Annotated in this window: 17 protein-coding genes; all 17 read right to left on the bottom strand. The window is 40.1% G+C overall.

Annotated features, from left to right (window positions below):
* Window positions 1-58: 58 nt before the first annotated feature.
* On the bottom strand, window positions 59-523 hold the full coding sequence (locus AB1349_10400) for an ATPase domain-containing protein (protein ID MEW6557750.1): 465 nt from the start codon (window positions 521-523) through the stop codon (window positions 59-61).
* A 70-nt stretch (window positions 524-593) separates the two neighbouring features.
* Entirely contained in the window at window positions 594-2,783 is a 2,190-nt protein-coding gene (locus tag AB1349_10395) for a metal-dependent hydrolase (GenBank protein MEW6557749.1), read from the bottom strand.
* Entirely contained in the window at window positions 2,780-2,944 is a 165-nt protein-coding gene (locus tag AB1349_10390) for a hypothetical protein (GenBank protein MEW6557748.1), read from the bottom strand. Before AB1349_10390 ends, AB1349_10395 begins: the two co-directional genes overlap by 4 nt.
* A complete protein-coding gene (locus AB1349_10385) occupies window positions 2,945-3,817 on the bottom strand; it encodes a thermonuclease family protein (protein MEW6557747.1) in 873 nt (290 codons plus the stop codon).
* Between the two features lie 108 nt (window positions 3,818-3,925).
* Window positions 3,926-4,138 carry a hypothetical protein gene (locus tag AB1349_10380; GenBank protein ID MEW6557746.1) on the bottom strand — a complete coding sequence of 71 codons (213 nt, stop codon included), beginning with the start codon at window positions 4,136-4,138 and terminating at the stop codon, window positions 3,926-3,928.
* Between the two features lie 7 nt (window positions 4,139-4,145).
* Window positions 4,146-4,772 carry a hypothetical protein gene (locus AB1349_10375; protein MEW6557745.1) on the bottom strand — a complete coding sequence of 209 codons (627 nt, stop codon included), beginning with the start codon at window positions 4,770-4,772 and terminating at the stop codon, window positions 4,146-4,148.
* Window positions 4,769-5,617, bottom strand: coding sequence for a polysaccharide biosynthesis/export family protein (locus tag AB1349_10370; protein MEW6557744.1), 849 nt, complete (start codon window positions 5,615-5,617; stop codon window positions 4,769-4,771). The genes AB1349_10375 and AB1349_10370 overlap by 4 nt, the downstream gene beginning before the upstream one ends.
* Window positions 5,604-5,804 carry a hypothetical protein gene (locus tag AB1349_10365; GenBank protein ID MEW6557743.1) on the bottom strand — a complete coding sequence of 67 codons (201 nt, stop codon included), beginning with the start codon at window positions 5,802-5,804 and terminating at the stop codon, window positions 5,604-5,606. The genes AB1349_10370 and AB1349_10365 overlap by 14 nt, the downstream gene beginning before the upstream one ends.
* Window positions 5,801-6,454 (bottom strand): hypothetical protein, encoded by a 654-nt coding sequence (locus AB1349_10360; protein MEW6557742.1) that lies wholly within the window; start codon window positions 6,452-6,454, stop codon window positions 5,801-5,803. The genes AB1349_10365 and AB1349_10360 overlap by 4 nt, the downstream gene beginning before the upstream one ends.
* A gap of 3 nt (window positions 6,455-6,457) precedes the next feature.
* Entirely contained in the window at window positions 6,458-6,976 is a 519-nt protein-coding gene (locus tag AB1349_10355; GenBank protein ID MEW6557741.1) for a hypothetical protein, read from the bottom strand.
* Window positions 6,964-7,797: a hypothetical protein gene (locus AB1349_10350; GenBank protein ID MEW6557740.1), complete on the bottom strand. Its 834-nt coding sequence runs from the start codon at window positions 7,795-7,797 to the stop codon at window positions 6,964-6,966. The genes AB1349_10355 and AB1349_10350 overlap by 13 nt, the downstream gene beginning before the upstream one ends.
* Window positions 7,794-8,381 (bottom strand): hypothetical protein, encoded by a 588-nt coding sequence (locus AB1349_10345; GenBank protein MEW6557739.1) that lies wholly within the window; start codon window positions 8,379-8,381, stop codon window positions 7,794-7,796. Before AB1349_10345 ends, AB1349_10350 begins: the two co-directional genes overlap by 4 nt.
* Before the next feature lie 182 nt (window positions 8,382-8,563).
* Window positions 8,564-10,000, bottom strand: a complete 1,437-nt coding sequence (locus tag AB1349_10340; protein ID MEW6557738.1) for a GGDEF domain-containing protein — start codon at window positions 9,998-10,000, stop codon at window positions 8,564-8,566.
* Between the two features lie 359 nt (window positions 10,001-10,359).
* Window positions 10,360-11,529, bottom strand: coding sequence for a DUF3987 domain-containing protein (locus AB1349_10335; GenBank protein ID MEW6557737.1), 1,170 nt, complete (start codon window positions 11,527-11,529; stop codon window positions 10,360-10,362).
* On the bottom strand, window positions 11,526-11,762 hold the full coding sequence (locus tag AB1349_10330; GenBank protein MEW6557736.1) for a hypothetical protein: 237 nt from the start codon (window positions 11,760-11,762) through the stop codon (window positions 11,526-11,528). The genes AB1349_10335 and AB1349_10330 overlap by 4 nt, the downstream gene beginning before the upstream one ends.
* Window positions 11,763-11,772: 10 nt before the next feature.
* Window positions 11,773-12,048, bottom strand: coding sequence for a hypothetical protein (locus tag AB1349_10325; protein MEW6557735.1), 276 nt, complete (start codon window positions 12,046-12,048; stop codon window positions 11,773-11,775).
* Window positions 12,049-12,093: 45 nt separating this feature from the next.
* Window positions 12,094-12,294, bottom strand: a complete 201-nt coding sequence (locus AB1349_10320) for a hypothetical protein (GenBank protein MEW6557734.1) — start codon at window positions 12,292-12,294, stop codon at window positions 12,094-12,096.
* Between the last annotated feature and the right edge of the window lie 161 nt (window positions 12,295-12,455).

Below are 12,455 nucleotides of genomic sequence, written 5' to 3'. Positions count from 1 at the left end.
TCACTTACCTGGTATACTTTTACTTTGCAACACATCTAATTACCACCTGAACCATTAATTATACCACCTGCAGGTGGTATACTTTTACATTGCAACCCTGGTATAATTTTACATTGCAATTGACATTACCTGCCTCAATAACAAGGTTTTGTGATGTTGTTTTCAATCTATGGGCTCTTTTTACAAGGACATCTCTGTGCTCTTCTGTATTTACATAAAATACGGATTTGCCCTGCTGTGCTACTGCATTGCCGAGCTGTAATGAGAGCGTTGACTTGCCGATACCCTCATCACCACATAGCGTTGTCATAGAAGACCTCGCAAGTCCGCCACCAAGTGCTTTGTCAAATGAACTCCAGCCCACTGGTAAATAGGTCGCTGTTTTTTTACCGTCATCTCTGTCATATTCCCACAATTCAGGCGGTAGCGGAATGATTGAAGTGGTGTTATGACACTTCGGACAGGAAAAATCATTCCCCTGTAATTTTGTCCCACACGCTATACAGATAAATCGGTTAAACATAAAACATCAGGCAGTAGGGTGTAGGGTGTAGGGTGTAGGGTGTAGAAAAAACTTTGACTTTTACTACTGCCTATACCCTACTCCCTACCCCCTGTCGTGTTGCTATCGTCAGAACGCCCCAGTCAATCCAGACACCCTCGCCAAGCAACTGTTTGAGATATTCGTTGGTGGCATATGCTAATACAATCTCAACCTTGTCTTTGCCCGACGGCAACATCTGGACTGCCGAGAACTCCTCTACCGCTTCGCGGGGTGCAAACTTGCCCAACGCTGTCTCATATGCAACACCTGAAATCCTACCTGATACAACAGAGTTTTTGGGGATTTGCTCATAAAACTCATCAAATGACTTTTCTTTGATTTCTATTGTCTGTGCAGAAGTTGTGATTTTTTCACCGACTTCTATCCTGCCTTTACTAACGGAAATCGCAGAAAACAGAAAATTAGGTGACAGCCGATATAGTTTCCCGTTTTGCTCTGCGAACATCTCATCGCCCATTACAGCAACTATATTAAACCTTTCCTGAATAGCGGGTCTTAATGAGACACGCCACATACCGTTTATGCTGACTATAACATTGTTGTTATTGATGTATCTGGCTACCTCTCGTGCAAGTGCATTCGGGTCGCCTGTAAGATTAAGATATACTCTGCCCCAACCAATACCAGCAACATAAAGAAAGAGTAAAAAAAGCGGAAGTATAATACAGGAAGCAAATATGAGTTCCCGCTTTGAGCCGTTGGGTATCCTCATGCTCTTTGGACCCGGACAGACATAACTGTGCCTCGCTGGATAACACAATTTAACACCTGATGGCGAAAGTGCATCGTAAAAAATATGTCCGAGCACTCCACAAGCAGCACCGAATGTTAATCGCCAGTCAATAAGAGATAATGGCAGTGTCATAATTGCTGTAAATAAAACTGCCCAGATACTGTGGCAATAAGTCCTGTGTCCCCAGTGGCTCTCAAGCCAGGCAGGGAGATTTATAACGGTGTTCACGAGTTCACGAGTTCTTGTGTTCTTGAGTTTTAACACGAGAACCCGAGAACCAAAGAACCCGAGAACGCCTCTATAGATTCTGCTTATCGTAGATGTTTCTATATCAATGTCTGGTAAAATAGAAAACACACCGCAGACCAGTATCGCTGGAATGGTTGTCTTGATTAAAAATGTAGAGAGTAAAACATTCAGCAATAAAATACTGGCAATGATGTGGATTAAAATATAAAATCTACGAAGCGGGAACAGGATTTGTGATTCTGCTCGGTTAATAGCGATTTCGTTTTCCTCTTTCAGAGTAAATCGCCGACCGACCAGCCGATATGAATACATTCCGCCCATAGATAGTATCGCAAAAACAGCGTAAATCCATCGCTCAAATGTTCTCATTGTCAGAAACCGCATAGCAACAAAACAGAATATCAAAATAAAAATTGCCATCGTTATGTCCCGCTCTAACACACCTGACTCGTGATTCTCTATTGTTCTTATGTTCACTTTGTTGAGTGGTGATAAATGTTTTAGCCGAACTATCATCGCCACAATTGCCTGTGGCACACCGAATATCTGACTTAAAATTTTTGTCCTCGCAAATTGATAGAGCTTGTCACCAGTTTTTTCGCGGGTTAAACCAATCTGGACACAATATGCGTCATAAAAATCAATCGCTTCTTTTGTAGTTAACGGGTATGCAATTACTTTTTGATACCCAATCTCCTGATAAAAATTCTCAAGCCGTTGCGGATACCTCATCGGTGTGGTAGCAAAGATAAAAAGAGCGTATTGTAGCCACTCGCGAAAGATATTCACAAGCGATGGATTCATTGTTTCCATCTGGTCGTATATCAAATAAAACGGCTGATTAGCATAGCGAATCGTTTTCAGTATCTGCTTTATTCTGATTGTCCAACCACCAACATCCAGTCCCGCTCTCATATTCTCTGGTAAAACAGGGATGCTGTAAGTAGTGGTCAGGTATCTTTCTAAATTGTTGAAAACTTTTCTTGACTCTGTCGCTATACGAAGCGATGAAATATCATAATAGCATCTGCCCTTTAATTTGCCATCTCTGTCTGTCCCAAAAATCTTTTCGGATTTACCATCTAAAAATGGCTTAACAGTATGCCTGATAAGGTGTGTCTTGCCTACACCTGTTTCTGCGAATAAAAGAAATGTAACCTCATCATTTATGAGTTTCCGTATCTTTTCTATCTCGGTTTCTCTACCAAATATAAATCTCGGATGTGGTGTTCTCATCGCCTCTGCCTTTTATACACACTCTCGCCTAATTGCTTTAATAACAACCTTTTGATTTCACCGACAGTCATTTCATCAATTACTATCCAGCCCATTCTTTTTAGCGTAAAAATTACATCGTCAAGTTTATTAAGCACCGCTATAATCCTTTGCTTTTTCATTTATTCTCCTGCTACTACTTCCAAAACATACTGACCCTGACCCGATGTAATTAGACGCAGTCGGTATGTTCTGCCAGGCTCTATTAAAACATTACCAACGACAACTTTGGGCGCAGGTGGTTTCGGTTTTTCCTCTTTTTTTGGTTCAACAGCAACGGACTTGGGAATTATTTGCTTACCACCGAATGCCATTACGACTGCTTCTTGGGTTTGTTGGGTTTGTTGCGTTTGTTGAGTTAGTGGTTGTTGAACAGGTTGAGTTAAAACTGCCCTTGCTGTCAGCGTAGAAACCGATGGTTGAGTGGAAACAGCGACGGTTTCTTTCACTTCCTCTTTCGGCTTTGTCAATCTCGCCCAACCAGAATAACCTGAAGGCGTTCTTGTGTTCATATGTTCTTGTGTTCTTATGTTATAGTTCCCGCTTTCCCACATATCACGCTTTAATATCGTCGCCTGCGGGAACACCATCGGCTCTGCTAATTTGCTTTTCAGCAGTTCCCAGTTGAGACATTTATCGTCTACAAAAATAAGCGCAAGTGTCCTGCCGTATTTATCCTTCTGATAAGCGTTCATTACCACTATATCTACATCCTGCCCACCAACCATCTCTCTCGTAAAATCTTTTGCCTCTTTGCCACCCGGTTCTTTCGGTTTTATCTCAGGTGTATTCACACCAAGCAACCGTATTTTAGTGCCCTGTGAAGTTGTAAGCGTATCGCCATCGTAGTTGCTGTCAATATGTGCTATCCCTGTTTTGTGCGGAACATACCAATCAATGTATGGATGGTTACTTTCTGTGATAACAGCGTAAAGACAGGGAATATAGAAATATGGAAATATGGAAATAAGTAAAACCAAAAACTTTTTAATCATCGTCTTCCTCCTCGTGATAGGTTATGATATTTGCCGAACCGCAGGCAGGACATTTTAGCGGGTTTTCTGCCTCAAAAATCTCGCCACAATCCCTGCACAGATATTCTGTCATAACTCTCTCCGCTTACTTGCCTGTTTCATAATAGGCTTTAATTTGCCATTTGCTCTTTTTAGTTTTGATACTGGAACAAAAGCGGACTGTTCTAACGCATACCGAACAAAAGCAACTAACGGGGTCTTAAAATATACCACATTCCCGACTCTTTCCCTTTTCCCTGATAGAACAGTGTCATTTATCTGTATGCTATTTTTTCGTTTCATATTATCATCACCAGGGGATTAGTTTTTCTTTCAGCGTGTCTTTCACTTTATCTAATCCCTCGTTTTCCGTCTCATCTATCGCCTCATCTTTTTTGTCTTTGACTTTATCGCTGAACTTACTGCCCTTACCAATCCGGGTAATTTCTATTGACGAGCCACTGACGGTATAAACACCAAAAGATAGGCGGAACTTTTGCTTGGCTTTTGTTAGTATCTTTGTATTATCCTGACCGCTTACATCCCAGCCCCAGAGTTTGTTATACCAATCCATTGCGTCACCCGCAACCATATCCTCATTAACCCAGAATGCCCTGCTGTTGTTATACTCCTCACAGCGAAAGCCATCAGGTATAGGAACAGAAAGAATATCAATCTGCTTTTGTGATGAGGCACAGCCAGTAAAACAAGAAGCAAGAATTAAGAAGTAAGAAGTAAGAGAAAACAGAAACAGCAAAAGCAAGTGCTTCATCATATCTCTGAACCGCCTTGTCCAAGTTCGTCTTTCCTTGAACGGGAATTCGTCAAGTCGCTTTTTTCGTCGCTCTCTGTATTTTCGTCTCATATCTTCGCTATAAAAAGGCGAAGTAAGATTGTCCCAGATAAGCCCAAAAATACCAAAAAGTTTTTTTATCATTGACTTGCCCTCGTGTCTATTCCTAATGCACTGAAAGTAACAGATATAGGAAGTGTTATCAGACGGAAATATGGCTCAACCGCCCAGATAATACCCCAGACAGAACCCCTGCGAACTTCCACGACATCGTTGGCAATCAACGGCGGATTTTGTGAGACATCGCCTTTACGGAACTTTTTCAGTGAAAACTCCCGCCACTCGTTGTTCCTTAAAACACGCACTCTTGACGCCTTGCCGATATACTTTACGCCCCCTGCCTCTGCGATAACATCAAACAACCGACCGGATTTGTAAAGACCAGGTCTTAATACTTCAGGGTCACCGATGACAATTACCTGCCCGCCTTCTGCAGGTTTTTTCAACTCAACGGTCAGGTCGTCTATGTTATAAAGCCGATAAAATCTTTCGGCAACTTCATTAACAGTCATACCTTTGACAGCCATCGGTGTTAAAGGTGTTGGTAAAACAACCATTCCATCTGGCTGAACGGTAAATTCTTTTTTTTGCTTCTCAACTGTAATAATCAAAACATCGCCTTCACCAAGCCGTTTATCGTCAGGGCTGACGATATAAGTGCCTAATAAAAGTTTCTCAAAAGCGTCTGGTGAAAGGCGTTTTGCCTCTTTTGAGAGGTCATCTATTGCCCACGTGACATCGCCTCGCCGTTTGACGAGCTCTTGGCACTGTTCGGCAGTAAGTCCCGTCGCCCTCTGTAATTCCTCTGCTTTCGCCTTATTGAAGTCAATGCGGACAGCACCGAATAAGGCAGCAAATAGCAAATAGTAAATAGCAAATAGTGAAACCAAAATCTTGAATCTTAAATCTTGAATCTTAAATCGTTTCATCTGAGCCCCCTTCGGCTAATCTATTTTTTATCAATATCAGCCGATTTTCAATTTCCGGCAACAATCCTTTAATGAATTCCTGCTTTGATTTTTTTTCATTAAGCAGTTGCTGAAATTGTAAGAAATTATTGTAGAGCAAATTAAACTTATTCATAACCATTTCCCGATACTTTTTTTTCTTTTTCATTTTTCTATAAAAATTTCCACTTCCTCAACGCTTTTATGATTTTTCAGTGACAGTATTATTGGTGTTATGCCTGTATTAAAAAATTGTCTCGGAAATCTCTTTGTGAAAATAACTTTACCGAAGTTATCGTAAAACCTTGCGACAGGTCTTGCTTCTATCGGTGCTAAATTATTTTCAGCAGTCCCTTCTATCGTGAAATAGCCTGACACTTCTCTGAAATTTGCGAGTGTGACTGAAATTGGTAATCTGTCGTGCTTGATAGAAATATAGAAATATAGAAATATAGAAATAAGTAAAAGCAAAACAGGGATATACAGCCACTTGAAATTAAAACGCTTTTGTGGTTGCGGTATTGATTGGGCTACCGTTTCTTGCTTCCTGCCTCTTGCCTCTTGCTTCCTTTCTATCTCGCCTTTGTTTGTAATAGGTCTCAATTCCCCTTGAAATAAAATCTGCGAGAGATATGTGCCACACTTCGGACACTTCGGCATCATTGTTATTACACCTTTTTTGTCGTGTGTAAAGCCCTTTTTCGCTAATGCCTTGATGGACTCCGGGCTGTATTCGTCAATAATGTCTTTTTCGTCAACGATGATTTTCTCATCATTAGCGCTAAATGAGATGTTTGTCTTTTTTTTACCGTTACTCATTTTTTACTCTCTACCAATCCCTATGTAAGTACTTAAACTTTCAGGTAGCATTCTGTTTTTATCTCTATATCTCCAAAGCAACCTTTTCTGACCTTTTCTGCTATGAATTTTCAGGTGCTCTTTTAACTCTACATATTTACAGTTTCCTAACGTGTAATCTCCCAAATTATCAATTCTATGTATTACAGGTTTCTTCATTAAATATGCCCTATCACGTAACCATAAAAACCGTAAATTTTGAACAATAAGGTAATTTTTAATTCCAAATTTTCTATATTGTTTTCCTACTCTTGTGATAATTCCATTTAAGGTTTTGGCCCATGGGTTATTTTTTAAATATAATTGTTTTTTGCGATACATTGTTTCCCTGTTTAATCTGTAATATTCCTTGACATATTTTTTATTACAATCTTTGCACCAGCTGGAAAAATAAATGTATTTTTCCCTGCACCGATATTTCCTGAAATTCGCTATTTGTAAATTTCGTAAACATTTTTTGCATTTCTTTACTATTTCATCCATAGTTTTACTCTGTTAGACGGGAGCGGAGCAACCCTACCTATCCCCACCCTGTATTCTCCAGCAGTTGTTGGAGAATCTTGCCCCGCATCCCGCTTAAAGGTATACAATATCGGCTCGGAAACTTTGCCGTTCACTTCTTTTTGTATAAACACCCTGTAAAAGTCCGCCTGTTTCTGCGGCTCTAAAAAGAAATAGGCAACAGGATTGGAAATCTGCGACGACTGTCCCCAGCAAATAATATCCTGCTCACCGCTTTTGCGAAAGCGGTTCTCAATTCCGTTCCGTGCTGAAACAACACTCTCATAAAAAGACGGATTATAAGGTAGAATAGAAATGACAGTTCTTGTAGTCTTGTGGTCTTGTGGTCTAACAACCAGCAAATACACTTTGTCGTCATACCAGCGGGATGCGGATGTATCCATATGGGCAGATGTGAACTGATAAAATTGTTCTATCGCCCCTGCCCCTTCTTGCTTCTTGATTCTTGCATCTTGCTTCTCTCTTTTCGCCACATCCTCCGCCGGAATATACGAGTAGGTTCGGGGTAGACCACCGGGCGTTAAAGCACCCTTAACTGTAAAAGCAGAGCCCGGTGTTTTAATCCCCGTTCCCTGCGGGAACACACCAATCTGCTGATGACCCTGTGTGTCAGTTATTGAAGCGTCATAAAGTGTCCGTTCATCGTTGATGAGCATATCGTCCATAAAATCAAAAGGCAGAAGCAAGAAGTCAGAAGCAAGAAATAAGCAGACCAAGACAAAGACCACCTTGCCTTTGACTACTTGTCTCTTGCATCTTGCTTCTTGCATCTTGCTTCTCACTCCGTTCCTCCAAGTCCCTGCGTTGATAAATGTCTGACAACACCTGCCCAGCCTTTGCCTTGAACTGCTGATTTTTTCATAATACCTAAAAGCCGTCTTGGAGAATAAAAATGCAAGAGTTCTTTGAGTTCGTTATAGAGTGTCTCGTCAGGCGGTTGATGAAAAAATTGTTCGTATTTATCACCAAGTAAGTAAAGTGCCTGTTCCATATCTTCGGGTCTTGCAGTATCCTTGTAAATCCGTTTCCGTTTCAAGACCCGCCATTGCCTGATTGTAGGATTCACAGCATAGACATAACGAGGCTTGTATTTGCGAATAGATTTTTTTGTAGAACACTTCGCCCTAATCAAAACACCCCAGCGGAGCAACCTGCGAATCCAGTCCTCCGCAACATCAGATTGACATCCTATTAGGAATGCTATTTCTTTGATATGGATAGGTCGCCACTCTTTGTGGTAGCCATAAGTCAGCCACATCAAGACCCATAAAATATCTTTTGCCACAGCGGGTAAATCCAGGTGTGGAATGACCTTAAAAAACGCCTTTGGAACCTGAACGAATTTATTACCAAGTAATTTGTTCATAATAGGGAATCTCAAAAATTAGCCAAAAACAGCCATATTTGGTTCGCATAATATTTGTCTCAAAAAAAAGTCATTATATTTAACATTTTCAGCCACCGTGCAGAAAATTTGAAAATTGGGCGGTCTTTTATACCCTCTAAACAGCCCTAAAAAAGTTAACATAATATTTTTAGCCCTCTTTTTCACTTGCCCTTACTTTCAGCCTTGTTTCTACCGCTATTTTTGGCTTTGTAAAGCAGTTTATCCGCTTCCCTGATAACCGCTTCCAGCCCAATGCCTTTTCCACCTTCTGCAATCCCGATAGAGACAGTTAAATGCGTCTTAGCGTCATAGTGTCTTAGGGTCTTAGGGTCTTGACCCAATGACTCTACGACTCTAGGACCCAATGACGCAATTGCTTTCCTGATTTCCTCGCAGTCATCTCTGCTACTATCTGCTGGTTTAAGAAAGAACAAGATAAACTCCTCACCACCATATCTACCTGCGATGTCTGGCTCTTGCAGTTTTGACTTTATAGTATTCGCTACGATTTTAAGACACCTGTCACCGAACTGATGACCGTAGGTATCGTTGATTTTCTTAAAGAAGTCAATGTCCGCCATAGCAATAGACCACTTAGCGTCAGGATTGGTTGCTAAAAGATTATGCACCAATTGAATAAACCTTGACCGTGTGTATAATTGTGTCAGGTCGTCTATATCGCCTTTCTGTAACGCTTCCGATACAGCCTTTGACGCTGAAGTATCAAGTTCATTAAGCATATTCCACACCTGTTCCTGCTGGTTTCTGAAAAACTCCTCACTCGCCTTTGCTCTTTGTCGTAAAGAATGAACCCGTTGCAAGATTTTTTGTCCTCGCTCTGCTGTCATCGGCTCCGGGTTATCAATCTCTTTTTGTAGACACTCTGCCTCATCCTGAACAGAACCGACTATCCCATTTGCTACTGTTCTCGGGTCTATCAGTGTGATATAATTAAACTCCATCTTTGCCAGTTCTTGAACCGCTATGCCGTTGACTTTATCTACGAGTGTTTTCAATTTTTCAAGCAACTCTTTGTATTTTGGGTGAACATAATACAAAGCCGCAGACGCCCTGAAACGAACAGTGTTTTCAAGATAGTAAGTCACATAATCCGCTATCTGCTCGTTGGTAAGGTTCGTAATGAGCGTCTCCACTTTTTCATCTATCCCCTTAAACATTCCTTCAAGCAGAAGTTTCTCATCGTCTGGTATTTTCTCAAATTCAATTTCTGTCTTGGCTGATAAGTCGTTGTAAGTTAGTCCTACAAGTTTCCGTGTGGTTGAGGTATGTTGATAATAATCAATCACTGTCCCGTTAATATGAAACTTAAACTCGGGTTCATTACTTGATTCAATCATAGTAAGTTTAGCAGTGCCTTGACTGGTTATTAACTCTTTGCCTGAAAAAGTGTTCCGCAAGACCTTACGGAGTGCCTGTGGCTTTTTCATCAAGCGTGGAACAAGAAACTCATCAAGCCCCACTTCTTTTACACACTGAACAAACTTATCCCTGTCAATATACGCCTTGCTGAACCTGAACCACACAAGGTAATTGATTGCCTTAACACCATCCGTCTTTTCAGTGCCAATAATACTCATAATCTTAAATCCTCTACCGTTTTTCTATTTCTATTTCCATTAGTTTTTGACCATTTTCAGGGGTTGGGTTTCTAAAAAAGCAAATGCAATTTCACACACCCCCCCTATACCCCTTCCCGGTTCCTTTAAAATCTCTACTACGTTTGTTATTTATATAGGGGTCCTAGGATATATAAATATTATGTGAATTTACTATATATTTATATATTTTATAGACGATAAAGTATGTAAAAAGCAAGTTCACAACCCCCTTGTGAATTATTGTGAACTTTGTGAATTTCCTTTTTGTGAATTTGCTATACTTTTTTGTGAATTATCTGTGACTTTTCTTTCCAAAATCTTCAATATATTCGTTTTTTTCATTGCTTCGGTTCCAATAAAGCAATAATTTGCATGGACTTATCTGATCCGGGTTTTTTCTCAAAATATGTTTTTACCTGTTCTTTGTCTACCAACGTTTGCACTGTGCTATTAAACTCAAAAGATGACATATGAGATGCCCGCAAAAGTTGAGTCCTGTTCATTTCTTTTGGTTGAAGTGTAGATGAATTCAGTATTTTAAGAAGTTTCTTTTCATTGCTTTCCGATTTAGAAAAAGCGATGTCGGTCTCACATAACTGCATAGTTAAGTGGTATAAAAAATCGGTCAACCGGCAGGATTCTTTCATCGTCTCTTCGGATATTTCAAGTTTTAATGTCTCGCAGGTTTCAAGAACCATAGCGATTTTGAGGCAGTAGATATTCAGTCGTGCAAAAAGCGGTCTGAATACAAACGGGATTTTATCTACCCTTGTGACAAACTTTGTATACCAGATTTTGTACGATTTCAGTGCTCCCTGCGATAAATACATCTCTGCTTTTTGGTCAACGAGTTTTTCCATCAGTTCTGTTAATGCAGAATAAACACCGATTCTCATTTCCTTATTAGGTCTTGATGGTATAGCATCATTCCTTAATTTGCTGTTTGAATTGACATACAAAAACCTACCTAAAAACCCACCTTCCAAATCACCTGATTTAATAGAATTTACAAACCAGTCAGATGTCGTCGCAGACAGCATAGATACGCAAGGATTCTCAATACAAATATTCCCGCCTTTCGTCTGTCTTGAATACATATCAGGATTGTCAAACATCTCGGTTAAAAACGCTTTTGTGCCCTGCATATAGTCCTTTGACAGAATGCCCATAAGCGTCTTGAATTCATAATAATAAAATACGCCCTGCGGATTCGCCTGGATTACTTCTAATATTTTTTCGTGTGAAAATTCAGTAGGATAAATATAAAGCGGTTTTACCACATAGATACATTTTGCTGAAATGTTTAATGCGGTTGACTTATGGTAAAACGAAGACGGTGCTAAAATGAGCATCCAGAAATTTGGATATAATTCATTATTGCCGAACTGTAAAAAACGGGCTCTGCCTATTATTATTCCAGCGGTTGCTATTGATAGAAATTCCGAAAATACATCAGGCGCATCTGTAATTGAAAACGCATATTTGCGGTATCTATCTAAAAAACTCATAACCTGCTCCTTGTCCTTGACATCCAGTTGCAAAGAAACCGGGCATAGTTCTTTTTGCGTCTGGTGGGATTACTGATAAGCCAGAAGTCCGCTTTCTTTAATTCTGGTATTATATCCGTATCGCAGTGATAGGCGTCATACAGTTTTTCCGCAAATGCATCAAGATTTTTTATCATCTTAAAAAACTCGTTGTTTTGGAGATATTCTTTTATTCGCAACAGTTCTATGTTCATTTTTTTAACTCTAATTTTTTCTCATACCCCATTCTTTAGTGAAAATTATTTCCCCGGTGGTTATATCAACACCCATCCGCCTGAACATTTCTTTGAACCATATCTCCCTTCTCTCAACTTTTTTTCGTACATTTTTATTATGAAACAATTTTTCTATCGCATTATAATCGTCACTTGAAAATGACTTTACCCGTGCCCAGTGGTCAAAACTCACTCTCCGCCTTTTACAAAAACTTATTGCCACTTCCGCCTGCCTATGTATTTCATTGTTAGATAATTCTCGCATATTCACACTATTAACAACAAAGTAAAAGTTCAAAAAGTAAAAACATTACTTCTGTTCTATTGCTCTTTTGCTCTTCTGCTCTGACTCTCTAACCTGACCTGTTTCGCGGATATATCCGACAAAGTGTTCTTTTTTCTCTTCTTCAAGACACTGCTCGCAAATCCAGAAAGTAGCATGTGTTATTAAATTCGCTACTTCTACCTGTTTCAACTTCGGAACATCTACAGGACAATTTTCGCATTTCATATCAGTCAACCCCCATCACCAGTCATACTCTTTCTTTTGCGGTTTGGGTCTGCGGGATGCGGACGGCTTCTGCCTCCAGTGTTTGTTCTGTCCAGCTTCCACCTCCACACCCTCGCCAAATCTATAAAACACGCTCAATGTGTGTGTCCAGAGCGTCTCCT

This window comes from Elusimicrobiota bacterium, from assembly GCA_040757695.1.
GTDB lineage: Bacteria > Elusimicrobiota > UBA8919 > UBA8919 > UBA8919 > JBFLWK01.
This window is presented reverse-complemented; position numbering and strand designations above follow the sequence as displayed.